We start from the raw sequence: 23,278 nt of genomic DNA on the forward strand, positions 1-23,278 counted from the left end.
TGCGGAAGAATTGAAGGACTTAAAGGATATCGAAAAACTCATCGGAAAAAAAATCCCTGTTGTCCAAGATCATCCATATGAGTTCAAAGGCGTGATGAAAGAACAGGCTCCGGAAAAAAAGAAGAAACCACAGCAGAATCAGAGGAGAAGACGCTATTAAAGTAGGCAGTCGCAGTGTTCAGTAGGCAGTGGTCAGTGGTCAGTGGGCAGTCGCAGTGTTCAGTGGCTGTCGCAGTGTTCAGTAGGCAGTTTGCAGTCGCAGTAGGCAGTCGCAGTGTTCAGTGGCTGTCGCAGTGGGCAGTAAGTTTTTTTCTCAGTTGGCTGGAGGTACCTTTGAGGTTTTTATGACCTCAAAGGTTTTCACCCTATACTAAAGAAAAGAAACTAAGTTAGAATTTATAAATGTCTAATACTGAGGGAGAAGATAAAAATAAAAGGTTACTTTCTGGTTTTTTGAACTATATTAAAATTTTTTAGGCTTAAAAATTGATTGATTACAAAATATTTTTACCATAAATTGTTAATAGACATATATATTATTTCTATAAATAAATTTAAATTGGTATTTTATTCTTATTTTTAAATAATACTATCTTCTAAAACTTGGATTGGACCATATCTAAATTTCAAATAGAAACCATTTTATTATATAGAACACCTAATTGATACAAAAATAGCATTCGTAAATCGCCGGTTACTTGATTGGATTTGGTACATCTAAATTTTAAAAGATTTCGATTTTAGCACCTTTAATCAAAATTTAAACTTCCAGATTATGAAAAGAATAATAAATGGTTACCTGCTCGTTTTCTCGGTCTTTTGTTTTATAATCGTTTCATGTGAACCGGTAGAAGGTCCAGTAGGGCCTCAAGGTGAGCAGGGACTACAAGGTCCACAAGGCGAACAGGGACCTCAAGGCGAACAGGGACCTCAAGGTGAACAAGGGCCTGAAGGTAAACAGGGACCTCAAGGTGAACAGGGACCCCAAGGAGAACAAGGACAGCAAGGAGAACAAGGACCCCAAGGAGTTCAGGGAGAACAAGGGCCGCAGGGAGAAGACGGGAAACAAGGACAGCAAGGGGAACAAGGACCCCAAGGACAACAAGGGCCAATGGGACCTCAAGGTGGGCAAGGTCCACAAGGTGAACAGGGACCGCAGGGAAACCAAGGCCCAAAAGGTGAGACAGGAACGGCTAATGTGATTTACTCTGAATGGTTAAATTTCACGCTTGCAAACTGGACTGCCAGTATTACTTTTTTTGGACAAACCAGACGTGAATACCCTATTAATGTACCTCAAATTGATGAAAACTTATTGGCAAGAGGCACGGTGATGGTATATGTCAAATTTGGAAATACAAGTAATCGAATTCAGCCTTTGCCAATAATACAGCCTATATTATCATCCACCCGCGAACAGGTATTAAACTTCAGATTAGAATTAGGAAAAATACAATTAGAATTTTACAACCTTATTGAAAGGACCATCGATCCGGGAAGAATTTCCACAGGGAATCAATACAGATATATTATTATACCCGGTGGAGTTCCATCTGGAAGATTGAAAAATTTAGATTTATCTGATTACGAAGCTGTTATTGCGCATTTCAATATTAATCCATAAAATGAGGTGACACTCCAATTTAATAATAAAGAGGAGTGGAAGAATTACTTGCACCTTATATAATAAACTGGTTTCATCATAACTAGGATCGTGTCTCATGCTTTCATGCCGAGGTTCGTGTCTTCACGAACCTCTTTTTAACCTTGGTTCGTGTCACCAATGACCTCAATATCTAACCTAATTAATCCTATCTAACCCATCTAAAAATTTGATTTGTATCCACAATCCATGGAAAGGTATGGGTTGTGAAGATTTTGATCTAGGCGGACATAAAAGATTACTAAAAAAGGATCGCTCATTTTTTATTGAACCACTAAAATTCGATAAGTTTAAGGATATAATTTAAAAGCCATTTTTCATGACCGCCAAAGCCAAAAAATCCAAATCCAACAAATCCGAAAAAAAGAAAAACACGGTCCCCTACCATAGAAAACCGGACAATCTAAGTTTGGATGAATGGCAGATAGGTTTGCGAAGGCAGTTTGCAGGCCTTCAGGAATTCAAAATCGCCAACCTGGGTTCTGAGGCTGTTTTCTCAGACTATTCCGTTTACAATCCCCTGACCAACAATTCCTATAAAGTTGCCATCAGAAGCAATTCTGAGGAAATAGTATCAGGACAAAACTTTAATTTTTGCACTTGCTACGATTTCAAAACCAACGGTTTGGGAACCTGCAAACACATCGAAGCGGTCATCAACCAAATCCAAAATAAAAAATCAACCCATTCTCTATTTAACAAAGGAAATTTCCAACCAACCTACAGTTCTGTTTACCTTGAATATGGGCCCAACGAAAGAAAGGTCAAAATCAGGATCGGAACCGAAGAAACCCGAAAACTGAAAGCACTTTCAAAGAAATACTTTTCCGAAAACGGAACCATCAAATCCACCGCCTTTGAGAAGTTTGATGAATTCCTGATCGAAGCAAAAAACATCCATGAATCATTCCGTTGCTATGAGGATGCTTTGACCTATATTTTGGAGGTAAGGGACAAAAACAGAAGAAAGGCCTGGATCTGGAAAAATCAAAATGGGCTGGATAATGGTCTTCTGTCCCAGTATATCAAAGCCGAACTTCATCCTTATCAAAAGAAGGGAGTTGCATTTGCGGTCCAAGCCGGCAGGGCTTTGATTGCTGATGAAATGGGATTGGGCAAGACACTTCAGGCCATTGCTGCTGCCGAGGTATTGAAAAAAGAATTCGGAATCCAAAAAGTCCTGATCGTATGCCCCACTTCACTCAAATATCAGTGGAAATCTGAAATAGAAAAATTCACTGAGAGTACCGTACATGTCATCGAAGGGCTAAAGTTGAAAAGAGAACCCCAATATGCAGATGACAATGTTTTCTACAAAATAGTGGGGCACCACACCGTGGGCAATGACCTGGATGTCCTCAATGCCACAGAATTTGACCTGATCATTCTGGATGAAGCCCAAAGGATCAAAAACTGGAAAGCTAAGATTTCGCAGAATATCAAAAAACTGAAATCTGAATATGCTATTGTTCTCACCGGAACTCCATTGGAAAATAAATTGGAAGAACTGTATTCTGTGGTCCAATTTATCAATCCTTTCAGGTTGGGGGCTCTTTACAGATTCCTTCATAACCATCAGATTACCGAACCTGATACAAGCAAGGTTATCGGTTATAAGGACCTGAACAAAATCGGAGGCATTCTTTCGGATATCCTGATCCGCAGAACAAAAAAGATGGTCTTGCAGCAGTTGCCCAGCAGACAGGACAAAAATCTTTTTGTGACCATGACTGACAAACAAAAAGATGTTCATAACGAATGCTATGAAATGGTCTGCCGCATGGTCAACAAATGGAGAAAAATGGGTTTTCTTTCCGAAAAGGATCGGCAAAGACTTCTGATCAATCTCAATATGATGCGGATGGTCTGCAACAGCACCTTTATCCTCGATCAGCAGACAAGGCATGATACCAAGATTGCCGAACTGATGGGGATACTCGAGGAGATTTTCGGGATGGAAGGTGAGAAAGTGGTGATTTTCAGCCAATGGGAAAGGATGACAAGGTTGGTAGCCCAGGAACTTGATGAATTGGGTATCAAATACGAAAACCTGCATGGAGGAGTCCCTTCCAAAGATCGAAAATCCCTCTTGGACAATTTCCTCAAAGACCCGGAGTGTAAAGTCTTTTTGAGTACAGATGCCGGAGGAGTTGGTCTCAACCTGCAATCGGCGGCCTATTTGATCAACCTGGATATACCCTGGAATCCTGCAGTTTTAGAGCAGCGGATAGCGAGAATTTACAGAATAGGCCAAAAGAAAAAAGTCAATATCATCAATTTGGTTTCCATGGACAGTATCGAGCACCGTATGTTGGATGTGCTGAAATTCAAATCCTCCATGGCCGAAGGGGTATTGGATGCCGGGGATGATACCATTCTGATGCAGGAGGACAGGTTCAAGCAGTTTATGAACAGTATGGAAACAATGGTGGATGAAAACCAAACTTTCACCGAGGCATCTGTCGAGGAACCTGTTATCGAAGAGAAAAATGAGGAACCTTATCAGACTCCTTCATCATCCGATAAAAAAGATTTGGATCAAAATATGCAGTTGGGGCTTTTTGATACAGATATCCCTGAAAAACCAAGTCCAAAACCTGAACCAAAACCCACACAGGAAACTGGATCATCCGGAATGGAATGGTTCAGTCAGCTCGCAAAAGTTTTGGGAAATCCGGATCAAACAAAGGCCATGGTTAATTCCCTTACGGAAAAAGATTCCAAAACAGGTAAGACATATCTAAAATTGCCCGTTGAAAATGAAGAGGTAGTGGAAAATGTCCTGAAAGGGATAGGACAACTATTTCAGGCTATTGATTGGAGTAAGTTTGGGAAGTGAGAGGGATGGATTGAAGTTAATTGAAACTGATAAAGAAGCCGAGGTTTGTGTCTCCACGAACCTCCTCTTTTTCGTAGCTTTGGTTCAAATGCTCTGATCCATTTTTATAATGTTCTATATCGTCCGTCCCTACGGGACTTTCCATGAATACCTAATTATACCGTCCACGGTTTGAAACCCGTGGCTATTATATGAATCGCTCCTATGGAGCTTTTGCCCGAAAGGTTTGTAAATAATATTGGATCTCCCCAATAATGCCGTAGGCATGACCGATGTCATAGCCCCCTGTTTCAACAGGGGGTATCTGAGATCTATCGAAATCGCAAATGCCGTAAGCCTGTCCCGTTTTTTACGGGAGGATGAACGATATATTTACAACATACTGGGGTTCTTGTATGTACTTTTTGATACAGCCCCCCATCTGACGGCGGGTCCTTTGGAAGAAACCGAAAAATATGTTAAGCCTCACGGGAAACTAGGAGAATACCTGTGACGCTAAGGTTCGTGTCTCCACGAACCTTCCCCTCCCCCTTTAAAAATGTCCAAAACTTCAGACATTTTAAAAATTACAGATCAAGGCAATAAATATGACAGTTCCTTCCCTCCTTCAAAATCCAATATCACATTACCGGTCTTTTGACCTGAGGCTACATAGCGGTAAGCTTCAGCGGCTTTTTCCATCGGATAACTCCGGTCAAGAACAGGTCTGAATTTACCTTCTTCCATCAATTCCTTTATGGTTGACATACTACCCTTAATATCGGTGGGCAAAGGGAAAACCACCCTTCTCCCACCTTTGATTTTTGTCTTTAATGGCAGGTAAATATTTTCACTGCCATGTCCCAGTTCTGAAGATAGGTATTTGCCACCTTCCTTCAATATACCTTTACATTTTCCAAATGAACTCTTCCCTACCGAATCAAAAACCACATCAAATTCTTCATTTAACTTCGTAAAATCCTCTTTCTCATAATTGATCACCCTGCTGACTCCCAAGCCCTTTACCAAATCCATATTTTTGGTATTGGCTGTGACCACTAGTTCAAATCCTTTGGATAAGAGAATTTGTACAAGGGCAGAACCAATCCCTCCTGTGGCCCCGTTGACCAGGACTTTGGCATCACTGTGCAATTTTAGAGGTTTTAAAAAATTAATGGCATAATGGGCAGCTTCTGCCGATGCTACAGCCTCGGAAAAACTAAAACCCTTAGGGATTTTTAAGATATTCTTGTCCTCCCGATAAACCAAATACTCCGCTTGAGAGGAGATGCCTCCATCAAAGAATCCCCAAACTCTATCTCCAACTTTAAATTTGCTTACTTGACTGCCAATTTCTTCCACCACTCCGGCAAAATCAGTCCCCAGAATAGGACTCCGGGGTCTTGGCCAGCCCACAAAAAACCGAAAAATATAAGGTTCCCCCGTAAGCACGCCACAATCGGTACGGTTGACAGTGGTTGCCATTACTTTGACCAATACCTGATTGGCTTTGGGTTTCGGATTAGGCATTTCCTCGATGAGGATGCTATCCGCATTTCCATATTGGTACCTGACGACTGCTTTCATAGATTGGGCCGGGCTAAATTTGATTTTAGATTTTTTATAATGTAAAAGGAAAAAATTCGATTAATCTGTCTTCTGAAACTTCAGTGCTGTGTAAGGAATATCTGTGGTGAAATTATAGGGTCCTGCACTGACATTTTTGGTTTCCACAACTTTCATATTCCAGGTATCCAACACGTCCAAGGTAAATTCGCCTACACCTTCTAAAGTAAGGTTGATTTCCATTCCAGAATCTGCAACATATGCCAGATATATCTGACCTTTTTTTTCAAAGATGTAAACATTGGTTTCAAGATTTTCAGGCTTTCCCAATGAATACATAATGGGCTGCATTTCATGGACAGGAAGCTTTTCCATCACATTTTTAAAAAACCTGATCCTTTCGGGGCTACTCCCCATCAAAGTTCCGCCCTTGGCCCACCACCTCACTTCGGTATCTGAATCAGAGTCATTATGGAAAGTGTCTCCATGGGTACCATAAACACCGCTCAACCCGGCCATCCAAAAATAACTGGACATCTGTTCTGCAGTGAGATTTCCCCAACCGCTTGGTACATCTCCTTCGTAGCGCATCTCGTCAAACATTACAGGTTTTTGATATCTCTCCCTCCACTCAATAGCCTGAAAAAATCTGGCAGATTGGATACTCGCATGGGTAATCCAAGATTGATTATGGTCATAAAAATGATCCTCGGTGTAGTACCAGTTGTGGATTCCCCTCAGTCTTTGATGCGGGTCTTCATTTTGAAGCATCGTTCCAATCCCTTCCCAATCAATTGCTTCTTTGAATTCCGGAATGTCCCATTCATTGGCCAATGACCACCAGACATTCCGATATGCAGAAAGCCTTGCCATCATATACCTTACGTACTTTTCATTCCAATCTTTCCCCATCTTATCATACCCCCACCGATCATAAGGGTGAAAAAGTATCACATCGGCTTGAATCCCCATTTCCGAAAGTTGAGCGACCCTCCTGTCAAAATTTTGAAAAAATTCATAATTGGGATGACTGAATTCATTTTCTTCACCTTCTCTTTTAAAGGGATAGGACCATGGTTCGGATTCATTTCCATAGATGTAACTTTTCGGAAAAAAGCACATCCTGATTTTATTGAAAGGTGATGAAGCCAATGTTTCAAGTGTTTTTTCCTGAATGGATTGTTCGACACTTGTCCATTGATAGGCCGTAGTCCCAACCCCGTAATAGGGTGACCCGTCGGCATACTGAAGGTAAAACGTATTGATAACCTTTAAAGGCCCATGGTTAGCTGATGATGGTGCTACACATTCAAAACTTCCCTGTGAATCTAACCCGGCCTCAGTTCCGGAAGTCTGATAATTCCAGACCCCTTGGGTGGGTGGGGAAAACCTAATGCGGTAAATACCATTCCCATCATAAAAACCGGGAACTTTAACAGTTTCATCTCCATTGGTGAAAACAGCTTCCAAGGTAACTTCCAAATATGGGTTACCTGTTTCAGGTCCTTTCAATTCGATCTCGAATACGGCCCATTGCTCGGTTTTTTGTAATTCGGGATTGGTATTGCAAGATGAAAAAATCACGATGAGTAAGGACAGTAAGAACAGTATTTTCATAGTTTTTGATTTTTATAAAAATAAGGAATTCAATTATTATAATAAAAAAAATTACCCTTCAAGAATTGCTTTCTTGAAGGGTTATGAACCTATTTCCTTAGAAAATCCCGCAGGACGTAATGCAAAATCCCTCCATTTTTATAATATTCAATCTCTATAGCAGAATCCAATCGGCAGATCACTTCAAACTCCTTGGTGGTTCCATCTTCTTTTTCCGCTTTTACCTGAAGGGATTTTAGGGGTGATAAGCCGCTTGCTACACCTTGGATACTGAACAATTCCTTACCGCTAAGACCCAAATATTCAGCAGATTCACCCGACTGATATTGTAAAGGCAGCACACCCATTCCCACCAAGTTACTTCTATGGATCCTTTCGTAGCTTTCTGCCAAAACAGCCTTAATTCCCAATAGGGTTGTCCCTTTTGCTGCCCAATCTCTGGAAGAACCGCTTCCGTATTCCTTTCCTGCCAATACTATCAATGGAGTATTTTCAAACCGATATTTTTGGGAGGCATCATATACAGTCATTTCTTCTCCTGAAGGAATGTGCCTGGTAAATCCACCCTCTTTATCAGCCAATTGGTTTTTGATACGGACATTGGCAAAAGTTCCCCTTACCATCACCTCATCATTTCCCCTTCTGGAGCCATAGGAATTGAAATCCTTTTTTTCCACACCTCTTTTTATCAGGTATTGACCGGCCGGTGAGGTTTCGTAAAAAGATCCTGCCGGGGAAATATGATCTGTAGTGATCGAATCCCCCAATTTCAAAAGAACTCTTGCTCCGTAGATATCCTTGGGTTCTTCACTGTTTTCTGATATGCCGTTAAAAAATGGCGCTTCTTTGATATAAGTACTATCATCAGACCATTGATAGACTTTATCTTGTGGCACCTCCAATTGTTTCCAAATTTCATTTCCTTCAAAAATCTCCCCATAGCTTTTCTCAAAATCAGAAGGGGAAAGTACCTTGCTCATTACTTCAAATATCTCATCATTACTCGGCCACACATCTTTGAGGTAAACGGGTTTCAAATTGGGGTCATATCCCAAAGGTTCATTGATCAGATCCACGTCAACCCTACCTGCCAAGGCATAGGCGACCACCAACATAGGAGACATCAGGTAATTCATTTTTACCTGAGGATGTACCCTTGCCTCAAAGTTTCTGTTTCCGGAAAGCACTGAGCTGACAACAAGGTCATTTTCCTCCACTGCTTTAGCAATATGACTCGGCAGTGGCCCGGAATTACCGATACATGAAGTACAGCCATAACCCACCACATGAAATTTCAAACCTTCCAGGTCATCCAGTAGACCTGCTTTCACCAGATAATCCGTCACCACTTTGGAACCTGGAGCCAGGGATGTTTTTACCCAGGCTTTCGTATCCAAACCTCTTTCCCTTGCTTTGCGGGCTACCAATCCGGCACCTATCATCACAGATGGATTTGACGTATTGGTACAGGAGGTGATAGCTGCAATGACAATGGAGCCGTCATGAAGGGCAAATTTTTCGTTGTTTATCTTTACGACCACAGTTTTGAGGCCATTTTTTACTTTGGTCTCAAATTCCACCTTTGCGGATGACTGTTCTTTTGGTTCTGATGGCTGACTTCCTCCTTCACTGTACCATCGACTTTCTTCTCTTTTGTCTATGGGGATGTATTCCCTGCCGTGAACTTTTTCCAATAGTTCCCCAAACTTAGATTTAAACTCCCTTAATAAAATTTTATCCTGCGGTCTTTTTGGTCCGGAAACAGTAGGCTCGACTGTGGACAGATCCAATTCTACGACGGAACTGTACTTGATTTTGTCTTCACCTTGTCTCCAAAGCATATTTGCCTTGCAATAGTCTTCGACCAATTGAATCTGATCCCCAGATCTATTGGTCTTTTTCATGTAGTCCAAAGTCCTGTTATCAATGGGGAAATAGGTAACAGTACATCCAAATTCCGGTGACATATTGGAGATAGTTGCCCTATCAGGAACAGTCAGGTGATCCAGGCCAGAACCAAATACTTCCACAAATTTTCCTACAACTCCATGTCTTCTGAGCAACTCGGTAATGGTCAGCACCATATCTGTAGCTGTGGTTCCTAAAGGTAGTTTCCCGGTGAGTTTCAAACCAACTACTTCCGGCATAATAAAATAAATAGGCTGTCCTAAAATAGCCGCCTCAGCTTCAATACCTCCCACTCCCCAACCGACAACACCGATGCCATTGACCATCGGAGTATGGGAATCCGTCCCTACCAAAGTATCCGGAAATGCATTACCATCCCGTGCGATGACACCTTGGGCCAAATATTCTAAATTCACTTGATGGCAGATTCCCATTCCAGGGGGCACTACCGAAAAATTATCAAAGGCGTTTTGTGCCCATTTCAAAAACTGATACCTTTCTCCGTTCCGCTCATATTCCACCTCTACGTTTTTTTGGAAAGAATAATTGGTCCCAAAATAATCCACCTGTACAGAATGGTCTATCACCAAATCCACCGGGATCAAAGGATTGATTTTTTGAGGATCCTTTCCCTTTCTGGTAGCTTCTGCTCTCAGAGAAGCTATGTCCACCACTGCGGGCACTCCGGTAAAATCCTGCATCAGAACCCTTGCAGGCTTAAATGGGATGTCTTTATCTGAAGGTTCGGGAGACCAGGTTGCCAATGTTTCAATATGTTCTTTGGTAATACCAAAATCATCAAAGTTCCTGAGGGCATTTTCTAAAAGTATCCTGATGGAAAAGGGAAGCGTATCAATTCCATAACCTTCTTCCTGAAGTGCTGATAAACTCCAATAATTATAGGTTCCTTTTTTGGATTCGAGCGTTTTCTTGGTTTCTTGGGGGAGTATCTTCATGGTCATATAATTTTGTTTATGGTAAAAAAGAATTCATTGTAATAACCTCATTCATTTACAAATGATTCTCAATTTACCTTATTTTACCAGTTTCTTCACTAGAATAGCGGTTTTCATTATCGATTATTTATATTTATCCTAAATAATTTGCATGAAAACAACCATAGTAATTCTCAGTGTTTTTATTTTGATAGTCGGTTTGATTCCTGTCATCAAAAAAGATTATTGGGTCTTCAGGGTATTTGATTATCCAAGATTTCAAAAATTGATTCTTTGTTTGATTATTTTGGTATTATGGCTTTTATTGGGCTTTAATGATTTTGGAAAACTGGATTACATACTTTTTGTAGGAGTTGTATTGATGGCAATATTTCAGATATATCAGATATACCCCTTCACCATGTTTTCTCAAAAGATGGTTGTAAATTCAGAGACAGGTTCAGATTTCCCTGCCATCACTGTGATGGTCATCAATGTGTATCAGGATAACAAAGATTACCAAAAGGCTCTTAACTTAATACAGACACAAAATCCTGATATCTTATTGTTGGTCGAAACGGACCGAAATTGGGCTAAGGAAATGAGTGTGTTAAAAAAAAGCCACCCCAATTTTATTGAAATCCCACAGGACAATACCTATGGCATGTTATTCTATTCCAAACTTCGGATTCTTGAGCACGAAGTTTTACACCTCATCGACAGGGAAGTACCTTCCATTCAGGCATTGGTAGAATTGGATAGTGGGGACAATGTGAAGATATTTGCCATCCATCCAAAGCCTCCGGTACCCAATGAGAATCCGAAAAGCACGGATAGAGATGCTGAGATTTTATTGGTTGGAAAAAAAGTGAAAGATTATGATAAACCAACTTTGGTCATAGGAGATCTCAATGATGTGGGTTGGTCCTACACCAATGAACTCTTCCTGAAAATCAGTGGGTTATTGGATCCTAGAAGAGGAAGAGGAATGTTCAATACCTTTCATGCCAAATACTTTTTTCTCAGGTGGCCCCTTGACCATATTTTTGTCAGCAAGCAATTTACACTGGACAGTCTCAAAATCCATGAGAATATAGGTTCAGATCATTTCCCGATTAGTGCCAAGTTTTCATTGAAGCCTAAAAACAACAATGAAAATTATGAATCAGATAAAGAAGACGAGGACACCGCTGATGAAAAAATTGAAAATGGGAAATCGGGTAAATCTTAAATTTTCATTTCACTTCTTAAGGTCCTTTCCAATATAATTGATAAGCCACTTAAATACTGATATTCATTGATACCTGCCTGCCGCAGGCGGGTTGGATATTAAGATATTGATTTAACTTTTCGTATTAAATCATCATCTTTTCTTTTACGATTTATTAAAAGAAACTTTAAAACAGCATCAATTAATTTATTGGACTTTAAACAAATCAAAATATTTCCATAAACTAAAAAAGGCCTGCTAATTTCAAGTAGCAGGCCATTTTAAGGAAAATAAGGATTAATTATCAGCTTTTTCCATCCTTTTGAAACCTCTTCTGAAAGGCCATGTATATTCCAGAGCTTCAAGTCCACGGTTCAGGTTCATAGCGGCACTGTCTGTAGTGACCATGGTGCTTCTAAGTTTTTCTGCGAATTCAGCATCATTGAGCATTAGACCAAGGACATTGTCATTGCTGTCCAACTTTTTCATGGTGACTTTCAATCCTTCAGAAAGTTCTTTGGTATTGTCTATGGTAGCCTGCAAACCTTCAACAGAAGTTTTCAGATTCTGATAGGTTTCTTTGTCATTGGTCAGGTCATGTAGCAGTGTACCCTCTTTGTACAGGTTTGAAGTAATTGTATTGAGATCATTGATAACTGCATTGCTCCTTACGGCCGCCCTTTCAAATGCGGTCATTGTATTCTTAAAGCTTTCAGCCAAAAGACTATCGGTCATCACTGCGCCGACCATACCTTTACCTTCTGCTATTTTGGTGGTAAGGACCTTGAGATTTTCGGTTATGGTCACCAGATTGTTATTATTCTCCTGGAGTGTGGACATCATTTTATCCGTGTCCAATGGCATCACTGCTATTAATCTGTCTCCATCCTCCACGGGCGGTGCCTGAGTAGTACCTCCATAGATTAATATAATCTTGTTTCCGATCAATCCATCTGACCCAATTGTTGCCTTAGAATCTTTACGGATATAGTCCTGAGCAGCATTTTCGACACTCATGACGATTTCCACTTGGGATTCTCCATAAAAATTGATCTTCCTGACCGTTCCGATTTTTACACCTGAAAACCAAACGTTGTTACCTGTCTGCAATCCCCCTATATCGTCGAAGACCGCATTGAGTCTGATGCTTTTTACAAATTTCTTTTGCTGACCACCCATAGTGAGAATACCCGCTATGAAGATGATAATCCCGACAAGGACAAAAATGCCTACGATTACGGATTTTTTATTATCATTTCTCATTATTTGATAAAATTATAGTCGTAAAATGATTTTACTTGTTCGTCGGTGGCTTCCTCAAAAACCTTCTCGAAAGTACCGACTGAATTAAACTGACCCTCGATCAAAACCGCCATCCGGTCACCCGTTTGTTTGGCACAGGTCAGATCATGCGTAATGACGATTGATGAAGTCTTGAATCTTTCCCTTACTTCATTGATCAGGTTATTGATTTCAATACAGGTAACCGGGTCAAGACCTGCTGTTGGCTCATCATAAAGCATAATCTCAGGATTCAGAATTAAAGTTCTTGCAATCCCTATTCTTTTTTTCTGTCCACCCGATAGTTCGGAGGGCATCTGATTGATGGTTTTTGGAAGTGCTACTGCATCCAACAATTCCTCTACTTTTTTGTCAATTTCTATTCTCGTCAGGTTTTTAACATTTCTCACCAAAGGAAATTCAAGGTTTTCTCTGACAGTCATACTATCATAAAGCGCAGATGCCTGAAAAGAAAAACCAATTCTTAATCTAAATTTGTTCAATTCCCTTAAATTCAATCCTGCTGTATCAATCCCAAATATTTTGATGGTCCCTTCATCCTGCTTGAGCAAACTGACCATCAATTTGATCAGAACAGACTTTCCACTACCGGATTTACCCAAGACAACCAAGTTTTCACCTTTGTAAAGATCAAGGTCAACACCCTTGAGTACATGATTGTCTCCAAAGGACTTTACAAGCCCCCGTATTTCGACAACTTTTTCCTGATCATTATGCATAACGAATGGCATTTACAATTTGCATAATCAAAAGCTCCTCCACAAATATTAAGAACATGGACATTACCACAGCCGAATTGGCTGCCTGACCTACTCCTTCAGTTCCTCTTGAAGAGTGGTAACCCTTGTAACACCCTACAATCCCAATGGTAAATCCAAAAATCAGGGATTTGATGACCGAAGAGAAAATATCCAAAAAGGAAATTGCCTCAAAGACCTGCACAAAGAATGTAGGCAAACTTACCAGTTCATTGGCATTGACACTTAGAAATGAACCCATTAAGGCCACAAAATCTGTGTACATGACCAAGACAGGTATCATAAAAGTCGCCGCAAGGGTTCTTGTGATTACCAAATATTTGAAAGGATTGATGGCAGATACCTCCATGGCATCAATCTGTTCGGTCACATTCATGGACCCAATCTCCGCACCGATACTCGAACCTATTTTGCCTGAAGCAATCAATGCGGTCACCAAAGGGCCCAATGCCCTGACCACGGCTATAGAAATTAAAGCAGGCAACCAAGATGCCGCCCCAAACTCGGCCAAGGAAGGACGGGACTGATTGGTAAATACAATTCCAATAATAAATCCTGTCAAGGAAATCAAAGGAAGTGATCGGTACCCAATTTCATAACATTGTCTCAGTATCTCTCTGAACTCATATGGAGGAAACCAAACCTCCTGAAAAAATCTTTTCACAAACCTAAAAGCTTTGGTAAGTCCTAAAAAGAACCCATCCAATTTCTTAGTAATTACAGGTTTAATAACTTCATTACTTTCTGCCATAAGGAACAATAATTCTATTTACTAAATTAATCAAATCCTAAATAACTTCAGGCTTCCAATCCCAACAACTCTATCAATACACCATTCTGTAAGGGCTTCACAAGAAAACCGGTTACCTGCTCGTATTTTTCACTAATAGCTACATCCATCGGGTCCATAGAAGAAGTGAGCATTTTCACTCGGATGTTATTTCCGATTTTTGCGAGTTCCTCGAGAAAATCCCAACCCTTCATCTCGGGCATATTCACATCCAAAACCAATAGATCCGCTTCATTGGTTTTAAGCCAATCCAATGCTTCATAAGGATTTTCAAAGAAAAACAGTTCAATATCAGACTTGATCCTCAATAGATTTTTGCGGTTGATCATGTGCTGGATTTTATCGTCATCCACAAATATTAATTTGTTGATAGTTTTTGTCATTCCTCACAAATGTTAAGGTCCATAAATGTAATTACAATTGAAACCAAAATTCTTATACAAAACCAATTAGTAGAAAACTATGAATATAGCATCGCTATCTGCAAATATAATATTATATCCAACTGTCGTTAGTTTTTTTGTAGGTTTCATTTATTTAGTCTGGACTAATTTTTTTAGTGATGGCAAATTTAGTCATGACTAAATGTTGTATAACCTATTTTATATCAGTTATTTATATTATATTGATTCAATTAAAAATTGGACTAAAAAGTAGTGAAATAATAAACGGGTATAATTACTGATAAACCCACCTAACTCTCCTCCCCTCCTCTTTTCATTTCAGTTTTTTGATAAAACAATTTCATCCATATATCCCAGATGTAGGTTTTTTGCATAGATTGCTTTTTGATTTAAGTTTCAAAAAACATGGATGAGAACAAAAAGCCGGTCAGTTTGAGAAATAAAATTCTGATGATACTGATCTTTTTCAAGGATAGGTTTGACCTTCATGAGGGCAAAGAAGACGAGCTTGAAACAATAGATTACATCAAAAAAAATGTGGAGTTCAAGGGAGCCAATCTTTGGATTCTGATCTTTGCCATCTTTGTCGCATCGGTTGGATTGAATGTCAATTCCACTGCCGTGATCATCGGTGCCATGTTGATTTCACCACTCATGGGACCCATCATGGGAATTGGGCTTGCAGCCGGAATCAATGACTTTGAACTACTCAAAAAGTCACTGAAAAATCTGGGAATTGCTGTGTTGATAAGTATCCTCACAAGTACCATTTACTTTTCCTTCACCCCTCTTGATGATGCCCAATCAGAATTGTTGGCAAGAACAGAACCGACCATTTGGGATGTATTGATCGCCTTGTTCGGAGGTCTGGCAGGCATAGTGGCAGGCTCCAGGAAAGAGAAGAGCAATGCCATCCCTGGTGTGGCAATTGCAACTGCCCTTATGCCACCGCTATGTACCGCAGGTTATGGCTTGGCGACAGGTAACCTCTATTACTTCTTCGGTGCTTTTTATTTGTTCTTTATCAATTCCGTATTCATCAGCCTTTCGACTTATGTGATTGTTCGGTTTATGAAATTCCCAAAAAAAGAATTTATGGACAGAAAGCGCGAAAAAACAGTCCGGACCTACATTTCCATTTTCACATTGCTGACCATTATTCCCAGTGTATATCTTGCTTACAATATCGTCAAACGGACATTTTGGGAAAAAAGCGTCAAGCAGTTTATAAGCACGGAATTTGACTTGCCGAGAACACAGATCATTGCAAGTACATTGGTTTACGATTCAGATAGTAGCGTCATTGAAATAAGTTTAATAGGAGAAAGAATCGAAGAGGAGGAAATTATCCGGATCCAAAAAAGATTGGATGCCTTTAAATTGACAAACACACACCTTCTGCTAAAGCAGAGTGGGGATTCAGGCACTGACATGAACCTGTTACGTTCGGATATTCTAAAAGATCTTTATGAAAGAAATGAATTATTGATTCAGGATAAAGACCAAAAAATCAACCTACTGGAAAGGGAACTATCCGAATATAGCCGTAGCAGCAATCAGGTAGTGGACTTGGCCAATGAAGCCAAGATCCATTATCCAAACCTGGAAAATTTTACCTTGAACCGAGCAATTATGGCAAATTTAAAAGACAATAGACAGGACACACTATTGTTGGCATTTGCCAAATTCAGACAAAATCCGTCCAATCAGGAAAAACAGCGGTTTGAGGAATGGCTAAAAATAAGGACAAAAGCCGACACCGTTTCTTTGATCATCCAATAAAAAGACTTGTTATGAAAAAGATTTTGACCATACTTTGCCTTTCGGCAATTTCTCTTTTTCCACTGACCACAAATGGTCAGAGCTTATCCTATGATCCCGATCTTGCCCAAAAACTCGGAGCGGATGATTATGGCATGCGGAAATTTGTGATTGCTTTTCTATATTCAGGTGATCGAGTTGCCGAATACTCTAAAGAGGAAAGAACGGAGATCCAAAAAGGCCACATGGCCAATATCAATAAACTGACCGAAATGGAAAAACTTATTCTGGCAGGACCTTTTTTCGGGAATGAAGCCATGAGAGGGATTTTCATTTTCAAGGTTGATTCCAAAGAAGAAGCAGAGAAACTGACAAATACTGATCCTGCTGTCATTGCAGGTGTACTCAAAATGGATCTCAAGGAATGGTATGGATCCGCAGCCTTGTTGGAGATTCCCGTATTGCATAAGAAAATACAGAAAACGGATTTTTAAATCCCGTACTTCTGATTATTTTTAAATCTTGACCCATATAACCTATTTCTATGCAAAGTAAAAATTACGTTCTTTTCCTATCGGTTACAGCCGCCTTGGGCGGATTTTTATTTGGCTTTGATACCGCTGTCATTTCCGGTGCGGAAAGAGATATCCAAAATCTTTGGGACCTGGATGATTGGAGTCATGGCTTAGCTGTGGCTATGGCCTTATATGGAACAGTCATCGGAGCGCTTTTCGGGGGAATACCCGCTGACAAATTCGGTAGAAAAAATTCCCTGCTTTGGATCGGAGTTTTCTATTTGGTATCTGCCGTGGGTTCTGCATTGGCCAATGATGTCAACACATTTATGATATTTAGATTTATCGGAGGCTTAGGGGTTGGCGCCTCCTCGGTGGTCGCACCAATGTACATTTCAGAAATCGCTCCTGCAAAAAGGAGAGGACAATTGGTGGCCTTGTACCAGTTCAATATTGTATTTGGAATCTTAATGGCTTATTTCTCCAATTACCTCATAGGCACCGCCAACCTGAACGAAGCATGGCGATGGATGCTTGGAGTGGAAGCTATTCCTGCCTTAATTTACAGTATTTTGATTGTCAAAGTGCCGAAAAGTCCAAGGTGGTTGATTGCAAAAAAACAGGATTATGAAACTGCAAGAGAGATACTTACCAAAACTGATCCTGAGGGTGTAGATGAAGCGATGGTATTGGCAATAGCAGAAAGTAAAGAAATCAGAGTAAAAGTCACTGCAACTACACTATTTAATCCAAAATTCCGAAAAATCTCTTTTTTTGCTTTCCTAATGGCCTTCTTCAATCAGATGTCCGGCATCAATGCCATCATCTATTTTGCCCCTAGGATATTTGAATCAGCCGGGATTGCTACAGAGGATGCTTTGCTTTCCACCATCGGAATAGGCGTGATCAATTTAGTAGCTACAATGCTCGGACTATACCTTATTGATAAGATTGGAAGAAAAATGCTGATGTATATCGGGTCGGTTGGTTATATCATTTCACTTTCCCTTATGGCCTACAGTTATTTTGGAGGTGCAATCAGTAATAACCTCCTGCCCTATTTTGTTTTCGTATTCATCGCCTCACATGCCATAGGTCAAGGGTCAGTGATTTGGGTGTTTATAGCTGAAATTTTCCCTAATGAACTGCGTGCTTTCGGTCAGTCATTGGGTTCTTTTACCCATTGGATATTAGCGGCGCTCATTGCCAACCTGTTTCCATTCTTTGCAAGCACTTTCGGTGCAGGAAGTATATTTGCATTCTTTGCACTGATGATGGTGTTGCAATTGATCTGGGTGGCCATCCGAATGCCGGAAACCAAAGGAAAATCATTGGAAGAAATACAAAAAGAATTACAGAAAAGTCATGTCTAAAAAAGTTGTTTGTTTTGGTGAAATGTTGTGGGACTGTTTCCCTGATAAAGAAATTCCCGGAGGAGCCCCTATGAACGTGGCCTTGCACTTGAAACAGTTGGGTTTGGATGTCCGGATGGTTTCGAGATTGGGCAAAGATGAGTATGGAAAAAAATATCTGGACTTCATCCAATCCTACGATTTCGATATTTCCCTCATTCAGATTGATGAGGAACATGCTACAGGAACTGTGACAGTACATGATGAAGATCCCGAAAACATCAGATATACCATTGTATCACCTGTTGCATGGGATTTTATTGCGCTTAATGAAGCAAATAAAGAAGCCGTTTCCGGTGCGGATGCATTTATTTTCGGTAGTCTGGCCATTAGGAACAACAGAAGTTGGGAAACACTTTACCAACTAATACACCAACCAACGCTGAAAGTTTTCGATATCAATCTTAGGGCTCCGTTTTTTGATTTTGAAAAAATTGAGATCATGCTTGGCTTTACCGACATCCTCAAGATCAATGAAGACGAACTGGAAATCGTGGCGGACTATTTTGGAATTGCTCCTGATGTCAATGCTTGCTGCAAATTGCTTACTACCCATTTCCCGATAAAAATGGTTTGCATCACTTTAGGTTCAAAAGGTGCCATGATTTACCGGGACGGGAATATTTTTCAGCACCCTGGATACAAAGTTACAGTCGCTGACACGGTTGGTTCAGGTGATGCATTTTTAGCAGGTTTTACCAAAAGCTATTTGCAATGGAAAACACCCGATCAGACCCTCCAATTTGCCTGTGCCATGGGAGCCTTTGTAGCAACGAAAAATGGCGGAACTCCTAAATATAGTGAAAGTGAGGTTTGGAGGGTGGGGGGTTTTCAGTAGGCAGTGGGCAGTGGGCAGTCACAGTGATCAGTAGGCAGTCGCAGTGGGCAGTGGGCAGTCGCAGTGATCAGTAGGCAGTCGCAGTGGGTAGTGGGTGATTCATTAGGCAGTCAGTAAGTAGTCGCAGTAGTCAGGGTTCAGTAGGCATCGCAGTGATCAGTAGACAGTCGTAAAGGGCAGTTTGTTGGCTCAGGCGGGAGTGTTCTGGGGAGAGATTTATTGTAAAATCAGTTTTCAGAATTCTGGTGGAAAGGGGTAATATAAGTAATTGGATTAAGGTTTTTTTGAGCCGAATTTTTCGGGGTGCTGAATCATAAAATTTAATAGTTTTCCAATCTCTTGATTCTTTTGAAGTAATACTTCGTAATTATCACTTTTTAGGTATTGGCAGGCTGATGCAAAATCAAGCCAAACTCGGGTTTCACTATTTTCCATATCTGCATCACTCAATTTTGATACAAAATGAAGTGGGTACAGTCTTTTTCTGTAGGCCTCTGCAACATTAACACACACAGATCTACTACTTCTTCTTATCTGATCAGTCAGGGAATATCTTTCTTCTTAGGGAAATGATTTTGAAAGTTCAAAAACATCCATTGCCAAAATAAAAGCCTTTTTATAAGCTAACAAATCTTTGAAATCCATAAAAAACCAAGTTTAAAAATTATTGAAAATAACTATTAGGTATTGGACTGAACTATAAACTCCAATTTGCCCCAAAAATTGGAATCTACCAAATAACCTCAAAACTAAATACAGTCCAACTGACCACTTTCATTACACAAACCCAACCCTGACCTCTGTAAACTGAACACTGAAGCTGAACACTCTGCCAACTGATCTCTGAACCCTGCCAACTGATCTGAACACTGCCCACTGATTACTGCCAACTGCCAACTGAACACTGATTACTGATCACCGCCAACTGATCACTGCCAACTGAACACTGCCAACTGAACACTGTAAACTGCCAACTGATCACTTCCCCAACCTATCCCAATTGATAATCGCATTCCACACCATAGGGGCATCATGATGGTTGAGATAGCGGTGAAGGGGGTCAAAGGTGAAGACAAGTACATTTCCTTTTCCTACGGGAACATTGAACACGGCGCCATGTCCGATAATCTCCTGTTCGTTTCGGACCATTCCGGATACTACATAAGGTTTGGACTTCTCCTCTTTCTTCTCTTCTTTGTCAACTTTTGCTTTTTCAGGCATTCCCAGAATAGGCCCTTCATAAGGAACTTCATCTTTCAGCGGGTTGCTTCCATATTGCACTAGCATCAAATCCCTGTTGTATTTATCAGTCTGCAACAAAGGGCCATTTCCTCTGAAAAGTGTGAATTCCTCAGGATAGCCATACAATACAGGATGACCGGAATTCCTGGCTTTGGCCCGGATGATTGAACCTGGATGGAATAAACTCCCTGCACTTACCGGAGATAATTCGGACGCCAATCCCGCCTCCACAACAATACTGCTGGTATTGTCAAAACTGATCAATAGACCACCTTCTTCCACAAACTTCCTCAAATTATCCATACCCAGATAGCCAGGCCCACCTGTCATGTCATTGGTGGAAGAAGGTAATCCATGCGATGGGAATTCAGCAGTTTTGGTATATGGCATGGGGCCGAATTTTTTATCCACCCCATTGACAAAATACTTCAGGTTGCCCCTTACCCGCGGAAGTATGATCACATCAAATTTCGATTTTAGATTTCCTGCTTTCAGTACATCTTTATCAATAGATGTATATGGGATTTTCCTTTCATCAAAAGTATATCTGGACCAGCCTTCATCTTGGGTATTGTACCAGGTGTGGTAAATGGCGACCTTTGGAAGGGAGACTGTTTGTTGGTCAGACCCTTGAATAATAGCTGAAGTCCCTTTTAAGTCTAAACCAAATTCTGAGGCCAATGAAGCGGCTTGGTTTTTATTGAGTTTTTTCAAAACCAAAGAACCTGGTGAAAGGGTATCTCCTCCTACAATAGTCTGCTTGGGCAGCACCGAAATCTCAGCGTTTTTATTCTGTGCCTTCAGCCAATATAAAGCCGGTAAAACTGTATTCTGGGCATGATAAGGTAATATATAAGTCCCTCCATCTCCTGAAATCTTACCTGCATATTTCGGTGATTCGCTGAGCATTTTCAAAGAAGAGATTTCAAAATCAATACTGTCTTTGGCTTCCACCTCCACTCCGTAGAGGTAGGGCAATGTCCAAGCAATGGCATCATATGGCGGGAATTTGGCTTCTTTGGGATAATCCTGAGCAGTCATTAGGGAAACCAACAGATTTCTGTAAGGTTGCTCTGACAAAGCAACATAATGTTCATCAGATTCATGGACCTCGATACCCTGAACAAATAATTGACCGGCGAGATAAGAAGCCATGGCAGGGTCCTTTTGGCTTTTTGCAATCGTGAAAGCTTTGGGCCCTTCTCTCCTACCTTTTTCCACGCTATTGTATCCTTTTTTGTAATAATTGGTCAATAATAATCTGGCATTGTTGGCAGCATAGGAAAGTGAGGCGATAACCCCAACTTGGGTATAGTTGATGTTGTTTCTAAAAGACCAATTCACCAATGGAGTTGCCGGGTCTGGCCTGTACCATTCTTTGGAAGTTGCCAAGTCTCCTGCAAATTTGGCAGTCGAAAGATCCCGCAAGTAAGTGTCCGCCCCGGAGTTGCCATAAGTTTCATAAAAACGCCCATTGGAATTGTGGTTGTTTGCCACCCAAATCCCATATCCGGGCCACCAGCCGTCATAGAAAGCCCAGGTAAATGCACCCGGCATTCCTTCTGAAGCCACAGCCGCAACATCATGGTTGCCCATGACCTGCCATTCACTTTGGGTAATCGGATCCACATATTCATTGTATGGTCCGGTGCCTGTGGAAATATACAGCAAGGGAACTGACTCATGAAGATCCAGCATTACTGTGGGGTGAAATTCAAAAAATCCTTTGAAAATGGATTTGGTGATTTCCTGGGAAACCTGTAATCCGTCTCTATTATTGTCATGGAAAACATATTTGGCCCAATACGGCGGGGAACGGGGAAAACCATCATCAATAAACTCCCTTCCTTTGGTATATCGGTAATACCAATCCACCTGCTTGTCCAACCCGTCAGGTTCCATGATAGGATTGATTACGGTAATGATATTATCCGTTATTTGCTTGATGTCGGGAGCTGAAGATGTAACCAATCGATAGGCTAATTCCATTAACATCTCTGGGGAACCCATTTCAGTGGCGTGCATACCCCCGGACACATAATAAACCAGCTTACTGTCCGAAATAATCTTCTCGGCTTGTTCGGGGCTTGTTTTTCTGGAGTCAGATAATTCAGCTAATTGGTTTTTGTAATGATCCAATTTGGCCATGGTTTCCTCATTTGCGATTACAACAACATAAAAAGGTCTGCCTTCTTCAGTCTTGCCCATTTCCTGCATGTGTACCATGGGTGATGTTTGGGCAAGTTTTTGGTAGTAGCCATATATTTCAGAGGACCGGTGCACATGTCCTTCCGCACCGATGATATGACCAAAATGTTTGAGCGGTGAAGGAATAGTGGGATGATCGACCACATCCAATAATGACTTGGGCAAAAAACGCTCATCAGTGGTGAATTCCCTTATTTTTTTGTTGTATTCGGTATCTATCTGCTGTGCAAAAACAGGTGCTTGACCAAGCAAAAGGACAAGTAGGAAAAATGACAAATGGTTTTTCATTACGGGATGTTTATGTTTCAGATCTAAAATCTACAAAATTCAG

General features: G+C 40.7%; 16 protein-coding genes and 1 pseudogene. 8 read left to right on the top strand and 9 right to left on the bottom strand.

The genetic code is table 11. The features are described from left to right. The first annotated feature begins 775 nt into the window (after positions 1-775). From ACEW8O_RS22955 to ACEW8O_RS22965, 3 genes are all read left to right on the top strand, one after another. Entirely contained in the window at positions 776-1,624 is an 849-nt protein-coding gene (locus ACEW8O_RS22955) for a hypothetical protein (protein WP_373496966.1), read from the top strand. A 358-nt stretch (positions 1,625-1,982) separates the two neighbouring features. Continuing rightward, positions 1,983-4,502, top strand: coding sequence for a DEAD/DEAH box helicase (locus ACEW8O_RS22960; protein WP_373496967.1), 2,520 nt, complete (start codon positions 1,983-1,985; stop codon positions 4,500-4,502). A 238-nt stretch (positions 4,503-4,740) separates the two neighbouring features. Further along, entirely contained in the window at positions 4,741-4,995 is a 255-nt protein-coding gene (locus ACEW8O_RS22965) for a hypothetical protein (RefSeq protein ID WP_373496968.1), read from the top strand. Between the two features lie 80 nt (positions 4,996-5,075). Here ACEW8O_RS22965 and ACEW8O_RS22970 read toward each other — a convergent pair whose 3' ends face one another. The 3 genes from ACEW8O_RS22970 to acnA all read right to left on the bottom strand — a co-directional run bounded on the left by ACEW8O_RS22970 (position 5,076) and on the right by acnA (position 10,528). Next, entirely contained in the window at positions 5,076-6,068 is a 993-nt protein-coding gene (locus tag ACEW8O_RS22970; protein ID WP_373496969.1) for an NAD(P)-dependent alcohol dehydrogenase, read from the bottom strand. Positions 6,069-6,128: 60 nt separating this feature from the next. Further along, a complete protein-coding gene (locus tag ACEW8O_RS22975; RefSeq protein ID WP_373496970.1) occupies positions 6,129-7,664 on the bottom strand; it encodes a DUF5060 domain-containing protein in 1,536 nt (511 codons plus the stop codon). Positions 7,665-7,753: 89 nt separating this feature from the next. Then, positions 7,754-10,528: an aconitate hydratase AcnA gene (gene acnA, locus ACEW8O_RS22980; RefSeq protein WP_373496971.1), complete on the bottom strand. Its 2,775-nt coding sequence runs from the start codon at positions 10,526-10,528 to the stop codon at positions 7,754-7,756. Positions 10,529-10,679: 151 nt separating this feature from the next. Between acnA and ACEW8O_RS22985 the strand changes: the two genes are divergently transcribed. Continuing rightward, on the top strand, positions 10,680-11,738 hold the full coding sequence (locus tag ACEW8O_RS22985) for an endonuclease/exonuclease/phosphatase family protein (RefSeq protein WP_373496972.1): 1,059 nt from the start codon (positions 10,680-10,682) through the stop codon (positions 11,736-11,738). Between the two features lie 276 nt (positions 11,739-12,014). Here ACEW8O_RS22985 and ACEW8O_RS22990 read toward each other — a convergent pair whose 3' ends face one another. Genes ACEW8O_RS22990 through ACEW8O_RS23005 form a run of 4 tightly spaced genes read right to left on the bottom strand, consistent with a single transcriptional unit; the run spans position 12,015 to position 14,950 of the window. Further along, complete coding sequence (locus ACEW8O_RS22990; RefSeq protein ID WP_373496973.1) at positions 12,015-12,980, bottom strand: MlaD family protein; 966 nt, start codon at positions 12,978-12,980, stop codon at positions 12,015-12,017. Next, complete coding sequence (locus tag ACEW8O_RS22995) at positions 12,980-13,738, bottom strand: ABC transporter ATP-binding protein (protein WP_373496974.1); 759 nt, start codon at positions 13,736-13,738, stop codon at positions 12,980-12,982. Before ACEW8O_RS22995 ends, ACEW8O_RS22990 begins: the two co-directional genes overlap by 1 nt. Continuing rightward, a complete protein-coding gene (locus tag ACEW8O_RS23000) occupies positions 13,731-14,528 on the bottom strand; it encodes an MlaE family ABC transporter permease (RefSeq protein ID WP_373496975.1) in 798 nt (265 codons plus the stop codon). The genes ACEW8O_RS22995 and ACEW8O_RS23000 overlap by 8 nt, the downstream gene beginning before the upstream one ends. 47 nt (positions 14,529-14,575) lie before the next feature. Beyond that, positions 14,576-14,950 (bottom strand): response regulator, encoded by a 375-nt coding sequence (locus ACEW8O_RS23005; RefSeq protein ID WP_373496976.1) that lies wholly within the window; start codon positions 14,948-14,950, stop codon positions 14,576-14,578. A gap of 426 nt (positions 14,951-15,376) precedes the next feature. Here ACEW8O_RS23005 and ACEW8O_RS23010 point away from each other — a divergent pair, with 426 nt between their 5' ends. The 4 genes from ACEW8O_RS23010 to ACEW8O_RS23025 are packed head-to-tail and all read left to right on the top strand — an operon-like array spanning position 15,377 to position 19,497. Then, positions 15,377-16,753 carry a TIGR00341 family protein gene (locus ACEW8O_RS23010; RefSeq protein ID WP_373496977.1) on the top strand — a complete coding sequence of 459 codons (1,377 nt, stop codon included), beginning with the start codon at positions 15,377-15,379 and terminating at the stop codon, positions 16,751-16,753. A gap of 11 nt (positions 16,754-16,764) precedes the next feature. Then, positions 16,765-17,226: a YciI family protein gene (locus ACEW8O_RS23015; protein WP_373496978.1), complete on the top strand. Its 462-nt coding sequence runs from the start codon at positions 16,765-16,767 to the stop codon at positions 17,224-17,226. Between the two features lie 50 nt (positions 17,227-17,276). Next, positions 17,277-18,620 (top strand): sugar porter family MFS transporter, encoded by a 1,344-nt coding sequence (locus ACEW8O_RS23020; RefSeq protein WP_373496979.1) that lies wholly within the window; start codon positions 17,277-17,279, stop codon positions 18,618-18,620. Then, complete coding sequence (locus tag ACEW8O_RS23025; RefSeq protein WP_373496980.1) at positions 18,613-19,497, top strand: carbohydrate kinase family protein; 885 nt, start codon at positions 18,613-18,615, stop codon at positions 19,495-19,497. The genes ACEW8O_RS23020 and ACEW8O_RS23025 overlap by 8 nt, the downstream gene beginning before the upstream one ends. 273 nt (positions 19,498-19,770) lie before the next feature. On the opposite strand, the pseudogene ACEW8O_RS23030 reads toward ACEW8O_RS23025, so the two are convergent. Both ACEW8O_RS23030 and ACEW8O_RS23035 read right to left on the bottom strand, forming a co-directional pair. Beyond that, positions 19,771-20,046: pseudogene (locus ACEW8O_RS23030) on the bottom strand (four helix bundle protein); the annotation flags it as partial. A 429-nt stretch (positions 20,047-20,475) separates the two neighbouring features. Further along, positions 20,476-23,235: a M14 family zinc carboxypeptidase gene (locus ACEW8O_RS23035; RefSeq protein WP_373496981.1), complete on the bottom strand. Its 2,760-nt coding sequence runs from the start codon at positions 23,233-23,235 to the stop codon at positions 20,476-20,478. Positions 23,236-23,278: the final 43 nt, after the last annotated feature.

It is taken from the genome of Aquiflexum sp., from assembly GCF_041749095.1.
GTDB lineage: Bacteria > Bacteroidota > Bacteroidia > Cytophagales > Cyclobacteriaceae > Aquiflexum.